Genomic DNA, 13,957 nt, shown 5'->3' with positions numbered 1-13,957 from the left:
GTGTGCGGTCAGAGGGTGCGCGCGATCAAGAGCTTCATGATCTCGTTCGTGCCGCCATAGATGCGCTGGACCCGCGCATCCTTGTACAGCTGGGCGATCGGGTATTCGTTCATATAGCCGTAGCCGCCGTGCAGCTGCAGCATCTCGTCGATGACCTCGCCCTGGATGTCGGTCACCCAGTATTTGGCCATCGAGGCCGTGGCGGCGTCCAGCTTCCCTTGCAGGTGCAGGCCCAGGCAGTGGTCGACGAAGACCTTGGCCACGGTCAGCTTGGTCTTCACCTCGGCCAGTTTGAACTGGGTGTTCTGGAAGTCGATCACCCGTTTTCCGAACGCCTTGCGCTCCTTGACGTAGGCCAGCGTTTCCTGAAGCCCGCGCTCGGCCGCGGCCACGCCCTGGACGGCGATGTTCAGCCGTTCCTGCGGCAGCTGCTGCATCAGCTGGATGAAGCCCTGCCCCTCGCCGCCGCCGATGATGTTTTCCCCGGGGACCTTCACGTCGTTGAAGAACAGCTCGGAGGTGTCGTTCCCCTCCATGCCGATCTTGTGCAGGTTCCGCCCGCGCTCGAAGCCTTCCGCGCCATCGGTCTCGACGACGATCAGCGAGGTGCCCTTGGCGCCCTCGTTCGGATCGGTCTTGGCCACCACGATGATGAAGTTGGCCAGCTGGCCGTTGGTGATGAAGGTCTTGGACCCGTTCACCACATACTGGTTGCCGGTCTTGATGGCGGTGGTCTTGACGCCTTGCAGGTCGGATCCGGCGCCCGGCTCGGTCATGGCGATGGCGCCGACCAGTTCGCCCGACTGCAGCCGCGGCAGCCAGCGCGCCTTCTGCTCTTCGGTGCCGTAGTGCCAGATGTAGGGCATGACGATCGCATTGTGCAGCGAGATGCCGAAGTGGTCCGCGCCCTTCCAGCCCAGCTGGCGCATCAGCACCACTTCATGCCGGTAGTCGCCGCCCATGCCGCCATCGGCCTCGGGCATCGACAGCCCCAGCAGGCCCGCCTCGCCCGACGCGGTCCACAGCTCGCGCGGCACGGACGAATTGGCGATCCATGACTGCACCGCCTCGGGCGGCGCATGCTCGTCGATCCATTTGCCGACACTGTCGGAGAAGAGGACGATCTCCTCCTCCTGCATGAAGGCGGGCTCGGGGACGTTGAGGACGTTCATGCTCAGAAAGCCTCGGCGGGCATCTGCATCAGCACCTCGGCGCCGGTCTTCAGTTTGGCCAGATGCGCGCCGGTGTCGGGCAGGATGCGCTCGACGAAGTAGCGACCGGTCATCAGCTTGTTGGCGTAGAAGGGATCGGTCGAGCCCTCGTCGACCTTCGCCTGCGCCGCCTTCGCCATCTGCGCCCACATGTAGGCCAAGGCCGTCAGACCGAAGATGTGCAGGTAGTCGGTGCTCGCCGCGCCTGCGTTGTCCGGGTTCTGCATGCCGTTCTGCATCAGCCACATGGTGGCTTCCTGCAGCTTCTTCTTCGACTCCGACAGGCCGTCGACGAAGGGTTTGATCGGGCCCTCGGCGCCGTTCTCGGCGACGAAGGCATCGATGTCAGCGAACCAGCTCATGATGGCCCGGCCGCCGTTGGCCGGCAGCTTGCGTCCGACCAGATCCAGTGCCTGGATCCCGTTGGCGCCCTCGTAGATCATGGTGATCCGGGCGTCGCGCAGATACTGCGACGCCGGGAAATGCTCGGTGTAGCCGCTGCCGCCGTGCACCTGCATGGCCAGCGAGGCGACGTGGAAGCCCTTGTCGGTCAGATAGGCCTTCAGCACCGGGGTGATCAGACCCATGTAGTCGCGGGCCTTGGTCGCCTCGGCCTCGTCGTTCGAGTGCTGCAGATCGGCCTGCAGCGCGGTCCATAAGGTGAAGGCCTGACCGCCTTCGACGAACGCCTTGGCCTCCAGAAGCATGCGGCGCACGTCCGGGTGGACCATGATGGAGTCCGCCGGGCCATCGGGGTTTTTCGGACCGGTCAGCGACCGGCCCTGCAGGCGGTCGTGCGCGAACTCGACGGCGGCCTGATAGGCGGCCGTGCCGATCGACAGGCCCTGCAGGCCGGTGCCCAGACGCGCCTCGTTCATCATCACGAACATGGCGGCCATGCCCTTGTTCTCGGTTCCGACGAGCCAGCCCTTGGCGTTCTCGTAGGCCATGACGCAGGTGGCGTTGCCGTGGATGCCCATCTTGTGCTCGAGGCCGGCGCAGGCCGCGCCCTCGTTGCGCTCGCCCAGCGAGCCGTCGTCATTGACGAAGACCTTGGGCACCACGAACAGGCTGATGCCCTTGATGCCGGCGGGCGCGCCCTCGATGCGGGCCAGCACCAGATGGATGATGTTGTCTGTGAAGTCGTGCTCGCCCGACGAGATCCAGATCTTCTGGCCGGTGATGTTGTAGCTGCCGTCGCCGTTCGGGACGGCCTTGGTGCGGATCAGGCCGAGGTCCGTGCCACACTGCGGCTCGGTCAGGTTCATGGTGCCGCCCCATTCGCCGGTGGCCATCTTCGGCAGATATTTGGCCTTCAGCTCATCCGAGCCGTTGGCGTTCAGGCCCCAGTAGGCGCCGGCCGTCAGGCCCGGATACATCGAGAAGGCGGCGCTGGCGGCGGCCGTCATCTGGCCGAACGCCATGGCTACGACCGAAGGCATGCCCTGACCGCCATGCTCGGGCAGGGCCGACAGGGCGGGCCAGCCGGCGGCGACCATGGCCTGATAGGCTTCCTTCCAGCCCTTGGGCCCGGTGACCTTGCCGTTATCCCATTTGCAGCCTTCCTGATCGCCGACGCGGTTCAGAGGGGCGATGACCTCCTCAGCGAACTTCGCGCCCTCCTCCAGGATCTGGGCGACCAGATCGGCGGAGACGTCCTCGAAGCCGGGCTGGTTCGAATAGCGGTCGATCTCCAGCACCTCGTCCAGAATGAACGTCAGGTCGCGGACAGGCGCCTTGTAGGCCATGCTCAGGCTCTCGCTNGGAGGGCTGAACGTGAAACTGGGCAACTACCGCTTCAAGAGACGTCCTCGAAGCCGGGCTGGTTCGAATAGCGGTCGATCTCCAGCACCTCGTCCAGAATGAACGTCAGGTCGCGGACAGGCGCCTTGTAGGCCATGCTCAGGCTCTCGCTTTGAAGGGCTGGTGGTGGGGATCGGGGTTCAGCCGCGCCTTCAGCAGGTCGGCGTATTCCTCGGCGCCGGGCAGAAGGTCGGGGCGGAATTCGCCCAGCCGCTTCTCCATGACGGCGCAGGCTTCCTCGGCCGTCTCGATGGCGGCGTCGAGGTCCTCGCGTTGCTGTTTCAGCGCGGCGATCTGGGCCCGGTGACGGCGCAGGGCGACGGCCATCTGATGGGCGTTGTGATTGTCGTGGTCGTAGAGGTCCAGCATCTCCTGGATTTCCAGAAGGCTGAAGCCGATGCGGCGGCCGCGCAGGATAAGCTTCAGCCGGGCCCGGTCGCGGGCGTCATAGACGCGCGTCTGACCCTTGCGGGCGGGCGTCAGCAGGCCCTTGTCCTCATAGAAGCGCAAGGCCCGGGCCGTCGCGCCGAACTCGCGGCACAACTGGCGGATCGAATAGGTGCGATGATCGTCGGCGGTCGCCATGCATCCGTCATAACTTGACGTGCACGTAAAGGGAAGCCTTTAGCTTTGCATGGCTCGCAAGCACGTCAATCTGGGCTCGGCCCCGGACAAGCGAAATCTGCCGCAAAAGACATGCGTCGTCTGCGGCAGGCCGTTCTCGTGGCGCCGCAAATGGGCGCGCGACTGGGAGACTGTGAAGTTCTGCTCGGACGGTTGCCGGGCGTTCGGTGCGAAAGGCTAGCGGACTTCCCGGGCCCGCATCCACAGCACCGGGGCTGTCATGGCGATCAGCACCAGATTGGTGATCGCCGGACCCACGTCCATGCCCATGGCGTGCAGACCCAGCATGACGACTTCAAGCGCCAGCAGCCCCGAGGCGGCCATGACCAGCAGCGGGCGACCGTGCTTCCACGACACCAGCGGGGCCAGAACCAGAACGGCGAGGATAATCTCCGCGATGCCCAGACCGCGGACCATGTTCTCGCTCACCAGCGCAGGCCAGCGCATCAGCTCGACCAGATTGGTCATCGGCTCGCTCAGCTTGGCGTAGCCGGCGCCGATAAAGAACATCACGAGCCAGCCCTGCAGCGTCCAGAGCGTCAGGTTGCGATAGCTGGCGTTGAGGCGCGAGCGGGCCGGGGTGAGGGTCTGAGAAGTCATGTTCTTGACGCCGGGGAGGGCGCTCTTGTGATTGGTAACAGCGGCGAAGTCGGATCGCGCAAGCCATTCCGCAAGGGTGCTCAGCGTGACCGTAACCATCCGTGACCGCCTTCTGCGTGAGCTACGGGGCCGAAGCGTGGCCGTATGCATACTTCTCTGTAATCTTGCGGGCGTTGAGGCCGGGTTAAGGCCAAGCTTGTGACAGTCTGACCTCGGGCACAGGTTCGGCATGACGGCGGCTCCTCCGGTCGGACAGACCGGCGGCGACCGGCCTGATCTACCTACCGCCACCCTGCTGCCAGCCGACTGTCAGCAGCCGGTCAGGCTCCAGGCCGCGCCCGCCTCGCGAACGCGCGCGATCTTGTCCTGCAGCGCGCCCCAGTCGTCATCATCGTCGATCGCCGTCCAGATCGCCTCGACCTCGTCGATCAGCATTTCCTCCGGCTCGGGCCGTGCGAAGAACGGATGCTCGAGTCGCTCGGGCCGGTCCGGCTGGTGCTCGAACAGGGCGAATCGGAAGGCGTCGAAGGTCTCGCCCTGATAAAGTTTGCCGCGCGGCCCTCCCAAGGCCCGGGCGGCAGAAGCGAAGCCGCCGAACCAGTCGAAGAACAGCGGCTCCCAACGCAGGGCCTCGCCCCCTTCGCGCAGCAGGGCCAGCGTCGTGTCCAGCAGCCGCTGGTCTGCGGCCTCGCCAAGGCTCTGCACGCCCAGCCGCGCCAGGAAGGCGGCGCGCAGTTCGTGGATATAGGCCTGCCCGAACCCGTTCAGGGCGTCGGTCAGGGGCTCCGCGTCGGCGACCGTTTTCAGCGCCCCGCCCAGCTGGGTCAGGGCCCAGAACACCGCCTCGGGCTGACGGGCGAAGGCGTACAGACCCGTCTGGTCGAAATAGGCGGCGGTAAAGCCCGGCTCGTAGTGCGGCAGGAATCGCCACGGGCCGTAGTCGAAGCTCTCGCCCGTGACGTTCAGATTGTCTGTGTTCAGCACCCCGTGGACAAAGCCCGCCGCGATCCACCGCGCCGTCAGCCGCGCCGACGCCTCGACCATGGCGCGCAGGAAGCCGGGGACATCGCCGGTCGTTACGTCGGGGTGGTAGAGCGCCCGCGCATGCTCGCCCAGGGTCTCGATCATGTCTGCGCGGCCCAGATACGCCGCGCGCTGGAAGGTGCCGAAGCGGATGTGGCTGTGCGACAGGCGAACCAGCACGGCGGACCGGGTGGGCGAAGGCTCGTCGCCGCGCTGCAGGGCCTCGCCGGTTTCGGTCAGGCTGAAGGCGCGGCTGGTAGGCACGCCCAGCGCCTCCAGCATTTCGGCCGCCAGCACCTCGCGCACTCCACCCTTCAGGGTCAGCCGCCCGTCGGCGCCGCGCGACCACGGCGTCTGGCCCGACCCCTTGGTGCCGAGGTCGAGCAGACGCCCCCGGTTGTCCCGCAACTGGGCCGCCAGAAACCCCCGGCCGTCGCCGAGATCGGGATTGTAGGTGCGGAACTGGTGCCCGTGATAGCGCATGGCGACCGGGCCAGGCTGGCCGGGCAGGGGCTCGAACCGCGCGAAATGGGAAATCCATTCGGCATCGGTCAGGCCGTCGAGGCCCACGCTGCTGGCAGCGCGATCGTTGCGGATCCGCAGGATCGTCGCGGGAAACTCCGCCGCCCGGACGGCGTCGCCATATTCGTCTCCCAGATCGAAGAAGCGGGGATCGGGGCGGTAGGCGGACGAGACGGGCATCGGGCGCAGATGCGTCCTCCAGCGCCCGGACGCAACCGTCGGCGCACGGTTGAACCCCCCGGCCCCTCGCGTATGCTATCTCCCAGAGATCAGGCCGGCTCGACCGGCCAGGCTGGCGCGCCCGTCCGATGCGGCGCGAATCCGGTCCGGCGTCCGTCGATAACCTGACGCCACGACAGACCTTTCTGATCCGGAGGCGGCCGTGGCGCGCAAACTGACTCTCGACTTCCTCAGGACCGAGGCCGGCTCGGGCGCCGTGCTGGGCGTCGCCGCCTTCGCCGCCCTGATCGTCGCCAACTCGCCGCTGTCGGCCGCTTATTTCAGCTGGCTGAAGAGCGAGCACATCCTTCAGCTCGGCCCGTTGATCCTCGAGAAATCCATTTCCGAATGGATCAAGGAGGGCCTGATGGCGGTCTTCTTCCTCGTGGTGGGGCTGGAGATCAAATATGAAATCCTGCGCGGCGAGCTCAGCGATCCGCGCCAGCTCGCGACGCCGGTGCTGGCCGCCGCGGGCGGGATGATCGCCCCCGCGGTGGTTTATCTGGCGATCTCCGGCGCGACCGGCGGACCTCATGGCGGTTGGCCGATCCCCCTCGCCACCGACATCGCCTTCGCCCTCGCTGTTTTCGCTGTCGCGGCGCGCGGCCTGCCGTCGTCGCTGCGCGTCTTCCTTCTGACCCTGGCCATCGTCGACGATCTGGGGGCCATCGCCCTGATCGCCGCACTATTTTCCAGCGGGGTCGCCCTGGCGCCGCTGGCAGGCGTCGCGGTCATGCTGGCGCTCGGCTTTTTCGCCGCGCGCATCCGCAAGGTCCCCGCCCCCTTCTGGGTGCTGGGGTTCGGCGCGGTCTGGTATCTGACCGTGCGGGCCGGGCTTTCGACGTCCCTGACCGCGGTGGCCTTCGCCGCTATCGTTCCGGTCGCGGAACGCGCCGACGGCCAGAGCCCGTTGCGCGAGGCGATGCATGATCTGCACCCCTACGTGGCCTTCCTCGTCCTGCCCTTGTTCGCCTTCGCCAAGGCGGGCGTCAGCTTTGCCGGGCTGTCGCTGGACCAGATGCTGGCTCCGCTGGTGCTGGGCATCGCCTTCGGCCTGTTCGCCGGCAAGCAGATAGGCGTGCTGGGCGCGGCCTGGCTGGCTTCGGCGCTGAAGATCGGCCGCAAGCCGACGGGCGCCACCTGGCTTGAACTCTATGGCGTCAGCCTGCTTTGCGGGGTCGGTTTCACCATGAGCCTGTTTATCGGCGCGCTGGCGTTTCCCGGCGCGATCGACTCGCCCGAGCAGGTCGAGGTCAAGTTGGGCGTGCTGCTGGGGTCTGTGCTTTCCGCTGTGACCGGTGGCGGCGTACTGGCCGTCGCTTCACGTCGGCACAAGATTTTGGCCGAACGGGCACGGATACTATCCGGAACCAGGTGAATATTGACCTAGCGTCATCGGTTTCTGTCGCTTTTGCGTCACAGTCATGCTTGCGCCATGGCGGAAACAGGGCCCTGAAGGGTCGCGCTGCTTGTCGCTGAGTCCGGCTTGGATTACCCCGGATGCTGGACTTTCCGTGCTCCACAGAAGGGCGCGGGCCAGGGATCAGGAAACGCCGCGGTCGCCGTCCAGGGACGGAGTCCCGGCCCATGTCGGGGAGCGACCATGCGCCTTACCAACCTTCTTCGCACAACTGTGTCGGCCGCCGTCGTCGGCGCCTGCGTATTCGGCATCGCCGGCGCGGCCTCGGCCCAGCAGGCGCCGCAGGACCAGCCGACGACCATCGACGACATCATCGTCACCGCCCAGAAGCGCGAGCAGAACCTGCAGGATGTGCCGATCGTGGTCACGACCCTGTCGCAGGAAACCCTGCTGACGGTCACCTCGACCTCGTCGGAAGCCTCGACCACGGCCCGTATCCGCGGCGTCGGCACGGTCGGCGACAACCCCGGCCTGGAAAGCTCGGTCGGCATCGTCATCGACGGCGTCTACCGCTCGCGCAACTCGGTCGGCTTCGGCGACCTGGGTGAAATGGCCCGCATCGAAGTTCTGAAGGGTCCGCAGGGCACGCTGTTCGGCAAGAACACCTCGGCCGGCGTCATCAACATCATCACCGAAGCCCCGTCCTTCACCCCCGGTTACAACGCCGAGTTGGGCGTCGGCAATTACGGCGCCATGGGCGCCGCGGGTTCGGTCACGGGTCCGCTCACCGACCAGCTGGCCTTCCGCCTGTACGCCGCCCGTCGGGTGCGCAACGGCTTCTACAACGTCAATCTCGGCGACGGTCCCCGCACCAACACCGATGACCAGAACCAGGACTTCGGCACCGTCCGCGGCCAGCTGCTGTGGCTGCCCAACGACAACACCTCGGTCCGCCTGATCGCCGACTACAGCTCGCGCGACGAATATTGCTGCACCGGCGTCCAGATCCGCACCGGCCAGACCTATCCGTTCATCGACGCGCTCTCGACCGGCACCGGCCAGCGTCCGCCAGCGGCCGGCTTCGGCCCGCTGCCCTTCTCGCGGACGGCATTCGCCAACCGCGACACGGGTCAGGACGTCCATGACATGGGCGTCTCGGTGGAAGCCAATATCGACATCCCCGGCATGTTCGGCGGCGCGACCCTGACCTCGGTCACCTCGTGGCGCGACTGGGAGACCCAGCTGGGCCAGGACATCGACTATACTGGCGCCGACATCGCCTATCGCGTTCAGGACAACCAGAACGGCTACTCCGTTTCGGCCCTGACCCAGGAGTTCCGTCTGGCCGGTCAGAACGAAACCTTCGACTGGCTGGTCGGCCTGTTCGCCACTTCGGAAACCATCGACCGCGCCGACAGCTGGTATTTCGGCGCCGACTACACGCCGTTCATCTCCTTCCTGTTGACGGCCAACCTGAACCGCGCCACCGCGGCCACGCCGACACCCCCCGGTCCGATCCCGATCGATCCGGGCCGCGTCGGCTGCTTCACCCGCACGGGTCAGACGGCAGCGGGCCTCGGCGCCTGCCTGTACGGCTCGCCGCTGTCGCCGGCCTCGGGTCCGGGCTTCACGCTCGGCCAGGGCTATGCCGACAATTACGAGCAGGAATCGACCTCGTTCGCCATCTTCACCAACAACACCTGGCACGTCACCGACGCGTTCGATCTGACCCTGGGCCTGCGCTACACGATGGACGACAAGTCCCTCGAAGGCCGGCAGCAGAACGTCAACGGTAACGGCGCGACCTGCACCGCGGCCCAGCTGAACGCCGCGGCCATCGGTGGCGCGCTCGGTGCGGGCAACGTCGGCGGCATCCTCGGCGCCCTCTGCCTGCCGTTCGCCAACAGCGCGTTCAATAACCGCATCGTCGCCGAGAACGCTGACGACGGCGAGCTGAGCGGCACGGTCAAGGCCTCGTACCGCCTGAACGAGTCCATCCTGACCTATGTCTCGTACGCCCGCGGATACAAGAGCTTCGGCTTCAACCTCGACCGCGTGCACCGCACCGGCACCATCACCCCGGTGACGTCGCTCTACTTCCCGTCGGAATACGTCGACAGCTACGAGGCTGGCGTGAAGATGACGCTGCTCAGCCGCACCCTGCTGCTGAACGCGACCTACTTCGACCAGACGTTCGAGAACTTCCAGCTCAACACCTTCAACGGCGTCGGCTTCACCGTCGAGCCGATCCCCGAGCTGACCTCGCGCGGCGTCGACGCCGACATGGTCTGGTTCACGCCGGTCGACGGGCTGAGCATGCAGGGCGGCGTCACCTATACGGACGCCGAGTACGGGGTCTTCACCGCCGCCGACCTGGTGGATCCGAACAACTTCCCCGCCGCGTCGCTGCTGCCGGGCAGCCGTCCGTCGTTCGCGCCGGAATGGTCCGCCTCGCTGTCGATCAACTACGATCGCAACATCGGCAATGGCCTGCGCGCCGGCTTCAGCCTGGCCGGCAAGTACATGTCGGAATACAACACCGGCTCGGACCTCTCGCCCTTCAAGATGCAGGACGCCTTCACCACGATGAACGGCCGCATCACCCTGGGTTCCGAGGACGAGCGCTGGACCGCCGACTTCTGGGTCCAGAACCTGACCGACGAAGAGTATCTGCAGGTCGGCTACAACGGCCCGCTGCAGGGCACGGCCTTCCAGACCACTGTCCAGCCGGCCGGCACCAGCCACCCCGGCACCTACTACAATCAGGCTCTGGACACCCAGACCTACAATGCCTTCCTGGGCCAGCCGCGCACCTACGGCGCGACCCTGCGCTTCAAGTACTAGTCAAAGCGCCGCAAGGCGGACGACGCAGCCGGCCGGGGGAAACCCCGGCCGGTTTTGTTTTTGGAGGGCGGTCCCCGGCCGGTGTGGGTGGAAAGCGGACGTTAATCCGACCTGACCATCCTCCCGGAGGCAACTGAGCCGGGTGAGGATCATGAGCTTTGGAAAGAGAGCGGCGTCGCTCATCGAGTCTCCGGACTCGGAAGGGGCTGCGAACACCCCGGAAACACGACGCGGCGGCTACTGGCTGGCCCTGCTCGCTGTTCCAGCTACTTTTGCTGTCATTGCCGTTGGGATGGGTATTGCCTCAGGAGCTCCGGCCTCTCATTGGCTCTCCCCTATACCTGCCTCCGCATTCAGCCTTGGCTTGGTGGCAGCCGTGGTTCTTCTGGTCTCTGATCTCGCTCTGAGAGCGGCAGGCTGGCGAAACCCATGGGTTTTCGCAGTCGTGTGCGGGCTGACCCTCTTCGGCCTGTGTTTCGTCACACCTCTGCCGGTTCGCTACCTCGTGCCTTTTGCTCTCGTTCCGGGCTTCTGCGGCGGCTGGGTCCTCGGATGGTCCCGCCGCTAGAGCGTCGAGCTCGGCGGGGACGGAACGGAACGTCCGCAACGGGTCAGAAGCGGGCGGATGTCCCGCCCGCTTCTCAACCATTTCCCTACTCCGCCGGAGCGATCGCCTCCGGCTCTCCGGCCACCCGCCGCTGACCCGCAAACATCTTGCCCATGCGGCGGGCAAAGAAGCCGGCGATGTCGTCCACGATCGTGAAGATCGGGGGAATGAACAGCAGCGACAGGAAGGTCGACGAAATCAGGCCACCGACCACGGCGATGGCCATCGGCTGTCGGAACTCGACGTCCGCGCCCCAGCCGACGGCTACTGGCATCATGCCCGCGCCCATGGCGAAGGTGGTCATGAGAATGGGCCGCGCCCGCTTGTGGGCCGCGTCCATGATAGCGTCCCAGCGCTTCATCCCGTCCTTCTCGGCCATGACGATATAGTCGACCAGCAGGATGGAATTCTTGGCCGCGATCCCCATCAGCATCAGCACACCGATCAGAGACGAGATCGAGAAGCTCGAGCCGCCGATCATCAGCGCCACGAAGGCGCCGCCGATGGCCAGCGGCAGGGAGGCCATGATGGTCACCGGATAGGCGAAGCTGCGGAACAGCAGCACCAGCACTGCGTACATCAGCAGGATGCCGGTGGCGAAGGCGATGGCGAAACCGGTGATCATCTCCTGGATGAACTCGGCGTCCCCGGCGGGGACCTGACGCACGCCGTTGGGCAGGTTCTTGACGGACGCCAGCTTCTTGACCGCCGCATCCGCTTCGCCGGAACGAATGCCGTCCAGCTCGGCCGTGATCGAGGCGATCCGCGAGCGATCCTGTCGTAGCACCTGCGACGGGCCCGACCCGAACTGGATGTCGGCCACGGCGCTCAGCGGCACGGCGCCGCCGTTGCTGGTGGGGACCCGCAGGGTCTCCAGCACCGATAGGTCCTCGCGCGCCGCCTCCGTCAGCTGCAGACGGATCGGGACCTGACGGTCGCCCAGATTGTATTTTGGCAGGTTCTGCGCGACGTCGCCGATGGTGGCGACGCGGATGGTCTGGGAAATGTCGCCGGTCGAGACGCCCATCAGGGCGGCCTGGTCCGGACGCGGCGTGACGAGGATTTCGGGCCGCGCGATCGAGGCGGTGTTGACCACATTGGCCAGCCCCGGGACGGTCCGCATTTCGGCTTCGATCTGACGGGCCGCAGCCTGTAGCGCCGCCGGATTGTCGCCGAGAATGGCGAAGGTGTAGCTGGTCCCGTCCGATGGGCCGCCGCCCTGGTTGCCGGTGCCGGCGCCGATGCGGGCGCCCGGAATGGCCTTCCAGCCGTCGACCATCTCGCGGGCGAATTCCTGCTGGCTCAGCGCCCGTTCGCCCTTGTCGACCATGTCCGCATAGACATTGGCCTGATTGACGTCCTGACCGCCCACCGAGGCGTAGACCGAAGTGACCTCGGGCCGCTGGCGCAGGTCGCGGGTGACCTGCTGCACGATCGCATCCGTCTGGCGCAGGGTGGCGCCGGGCGGCAGCTCGATAGAGAAGGCTGCGCGCGACTGGTCGCCGGACGGCGAGAATTCGAACGGCACCTTGGTGGCCAGGAAGCCGCAGCCGATGAACAGCACCGTGCCCAGCGCGAAGACCTTCCAGCGGTTGGCCAGCGACCAGCGCAGCGAGGTCAGATATGCCCCCATCCAGAACGGATCGGCGTCTTCATGTTTGTGGTGCTTCAGCAGATAGGCGGCCATCAGCGGCGTCAGCGTCCGCGCCACGACCAGAGAGAAGGCCACGGAAACGCAGGCGGCCAGGGCGAAAGCCTTGAAGAACTGGCCGATGATGCCCGGCATGAAGCCGACCGGCGCGAACACCGCCAGAATGGTCGCCGTGGTGGCCACGACGGCCAGACCGATCTCGTCCGCTGCCTCCATGGATGCGTGATAGGGCGACTTCCCGTCCCGCATGTGCCGGACGATGTTCTCGATCTCCACGATCGCGTCATCGACGAGGATGCCGACCGTCAGCGACAGGGCCAGCAGGGTGACCACGTTCAACGACTGGTCCAGCGGCCCCAGAATGGCGAAGGCGGGGATCAGCGACAGCGGCATGGCCGTCGCCGTGATGAAGGTCGCGCGCCAGTCCCTGAGGAAGATGAACACCACGATCACCGCCAGACCGGCGCCCAGCAGCAGCGCCTCGATCGAGGCGATGTAGCTTTCCTCGATATATTCGACGCTGGACGTGACCTTTTCGATGGTCAGTTCGGGATGGGCCTCGTCGATCTGGGCCACGCGTTCGCGGACCTTCTCGGCGACCTTGACCTCGGACGCGCTGCGCGAGCGCAGGAAGTTGAAGGTCACCGCCTCCTGCCCGTTGTAGCGGGCCAGACGGCGCGGTTCGCTCCAGTGGTCGGTGACCGTGCCCAGATCGCCCAGACGAGCGGACCGGCCGCCGGCCAGCGGGATCAGGGTCTCGCGCAGTTGTTCGATCGAGCCCGCGGCGCCGAGGGTGCGGATCGACCGCTCGGAACCCGAGATGGTCACCCGGCCGCCGGGCAGGTCGTTATTGACCGCCGTCAGCGCCTGGCTGACCGAGGCCGCCGTCAGGCCGAACGAGGCCAGACGGTCCGGATCCAGCTCGACCCGGATTTCGCGATCCACACCACCCGAGCGGTTGACCTCGCCGACACCGCTGATGGACAGCAACGAGCGGCTGACCTCATTGTCGATGAACCAGCTGATCTCTTCCGGCGTCATGGTCGACGAGCGGACGACCCAGGTGATCAAGGCGTCGCCGGTGATGTCGATCCGCTGGACGCTGGGTTCCTGCATGTCCTGCGGCAGGTCTGCGCGCAGGCCGCTCATGGCGTTGCGCACGTCGTTGGTGGCGCGTTCGGTGTCAGTGCCCAGCTCGAACTCGATGGTCGTCTGGGACGAACCGTCCAGCACCTGGGAGTTGATGTGGCGTACACCGGGCAGGCCGGCGAGGGAGTCCTCAATCAGGCGGGTGACCTGGACTTCCATCTCGCTGGGCGCAGCGCCCGGCCGGCCCGCATAGACGCTGATCAGCGGGAAATCGATGTCGGGGTTGTTGTTGATCCGCATCCCCATGAAGCCGTTGACGCCCGCAAGCGTCAGCAGCACGAACATGAGGATGATCGGGATCGGATTTTTGATCGACCAGGACGAGATGTTTTTCATCGTCCGGA

10 protein-coding genes are annotated in these 13,957 nt (G+C 66.3%); 3 read left to right on the top strand and 7 right to left on the bottom strand.

Features of this window, described 5'->3' with window-relative positions:
- Positions 1-8 precede the first annotated feature (8 nt).
- The 4 genes from ASD25_RS19540 to ASD25_RS19530 all read right to left on the bottom strand — a co-directional run bounded on the left by ASD25_RS19540 (position 9) and on the right by ASD25_RS19530 (position 3,599).
- Positions 9-1,172: an acyl-CoA dehydrogenase family protein gene (locus ASD25_RS19540; protein WP_056619816.1), complete on the bottom strand. Its 1,164-nt coding sequence runs from the start codon at positions 1,170-1,172 to the stop codon at positions 9-11.
- A 2-nt stretch (positions 1,173-1,174) separates the two neighbouring features.
- Complete coding sequence (locus ASD25_RS19535) at positions 1,175-2,959, bottom strand: acyl-CoA dehydrogenase C-terminal domain-containing protein (protein WP_056619813.1); 1,785 nt, start codon at positions 2,957-2,959, stop codon at positions 1,175-1,177.
- 50 nt (positions 2,960-3,009) lie between these two features.
- Entirely contained in the window at positions 3,010-3,111 is a 102-nt protein-coding gene (locus ASD25_RS29630; protein WP_082572520.1) for an acyl-CoA dehydrogenase N-terminal domain-containing protein, read from the bottom strand.
- Between the two features lie 2 nt (positions 3,112-3,113).
- Complete coding sequence (locus ASD25_RS19530) at positions 3,114-3,599, bottom strand: MerR family DNA-binding transcriptional regulator (RefSeq protein WP_056619811.1); 486 nt, start codon at positions 3,597-3,599, stop codon at positions 3,114-3,116.
- A gap of 49 nt (positions 3,600-3,648) precedes the next feature.
- On the opposite strand from ASD25_RS19530, the gene ASD25_RS29625 reads away from it, so the two are divergent.
- The gene (locus ASD25_RS29625; RefSeq protein ID WP_082572519.1) at positions 3,649-3,819 is read left to right on the top strand and encodes a DUF2256 domain-containing protein; all 171 of its coding nucleotides are present in this window, start codon (positions 3,649-3,651) and stop codon (positions 3,817-3,819) included.
- Here ASD25_RS29625 and ASD25_RS19525 read toward each other — a convergent pair.
- Both ASD25_RS19525 and ASD25_RS19520 read right to left on the bottom strand, forming a co-directional pair.
- Positions 3,816-4,238 carry a DoxX family protein gene (locus tag ASD25_RS19525; RefSeq protein WP_056620140.1) on the bottom strand — a complete coding sequence of 141 codons (423 nt, stop codon included), beginning with the start codon at positions 4,236-4,238 and terminating at the stop codon, positions 3,816-3,818. The two genes, ASD25_RS29625 and ASD25_RS19525, sit on opposite strands and share 4 nt — an antisense overlap.
- Positions 4,239-4,547: 309 nt before the next feature.
- Positions 4,548-5,963, bottom strand: coding sequence for a protein adenylyltransferase SelO family protein (locus tag ASD25_RS19520; RefSeq protein WP_056619810.1), 1,416 nt, complete (start codon positions 5,961-5,963; stop codon positions 4,548-4,550).
- Positions 5,964-6,165: 202 nt separating this feature from the next.
- Here ASD25_RS19520 and nhaA point away from each other — a divergent pair, with 202 nt between their 5' ends.
- Positions 6,166-7,380 (top strand): Na+/H+ antiporter NhaA, encoded by a 1,215-nt coding sequence (nhaA, locus tag ASD25_RS19515; RefSeq protein ID WP_056619807.1) that lies wholly within the window; start codon positions 6,166-6,168, stop codon positions 7,378-7,380.
- Between the two features lie 225 nt (positions 7,381-7,605).
- On the top strand, positions 7,606-10,206 hold the full coding sequence (locus ASD25_RS19510; RefSeq protein ID WP_056619806.1) for a TonB-dependent receptor: 2,601 nt from the start codon (positions 7,606-7,608) through the stop codon (positions 10,204-10,206).
- A 653-nt stretch (positions 10,207-10,859) separates the two neighbouring features.
- Here ASD25_RS19510 and ASD25_RS19500 read toward each other — a convergent pair.
- Positions 10,860-13,949, bottom strand: coding sequence for an efflux RND transporter permease subunit (locus ASD25_RS19500; RefSeq protein WP_056619804.1), 3,090 nt, complete (start codon positions 13,947-13,949; stop codon positions 10,860-10,862).
- Positions 13,950-13,957 lie beyond the last annotated feature (8 nt).

This window comes from Brevundimonas sp. Root1423, from assembly GCF_001426805.1.
Note: the sequence above shows the minus strand (reverse complement) of the source record. Positions and strands in the feature narration are given on the sequence as shown.

What these genes read in the sequence shown, in the direction of transcription:
- ASD25_RS19520 (WP_056619810.1), bottom strand. Translation starts at nt 5,963, where the DNA reads ATGCCCGTCTCGTCCGCCTACCGCCCCGATCCCCGCTTCTTCGATCTG.
- ASD25_RS19500 (WP_056619804.1), bottom strand. Translation starts at nt 13,949, where the DNA reads ATGAAAAACATCTCGTCCTGGTCGATCAAAAATCCGATCCCGATCATC.
- ASD25_RS19540 (WP_056619816.1), bottom strand. Translation starts at nt 1,172, where the DNA reads ATGAACGTCCTCAACGTCCCCGAGCCCGCCTTCATGCAGGAGGAGGAG.
- ASD25_RS29625 (WP_082572519.1), top strand. Translation starts at nt 3,649, where the DNA reads ATGGCTCGCAAGCACGTCAATCTGGGCTCGGCCCCGGACAAGCGAAAT.
- ASD25_RS19530 (WP_056619811.1), bottom strand. Translation starts at nt 3,599, where the DNA reads ATGGCGACCGCCGACGATCATCGCACCTATTCGATCCGCCAGTTGTGC.
- ASD25_RS19510 (WP_056619806.1), top strand. Translation starts at nt 7,606, where the DNA reads ATGCGCCTTACCAACCTTCTTCGCACAACTGTGTCGGCCGCCGTCGTC.
- ASD25_RS19525 (WP_056620140.1), bottom strand. Translation starts at nt 4,238, where the DNA reads ATGACTTCTCAGACCCTCACCCCGGCCCGCTCGCGCCTCAACGCCAGC.
- ASD25_RS19535 (WP_056619813.1), bottom strand. Translation starts at nt 2,959, where the DNA reads ATGGCCTACAAGGCGCCTGTCCGCGACCTGACGTTCATTCTGGACGAG.
- ASD25_RS29630 (WP_082572520.1), bottom strand. Translation starts at nt 3,111, where the DNA reads ATGGCCTACAAGGCGCCTGTCCGCGACCTGACGTTCATTCTGGACGAG.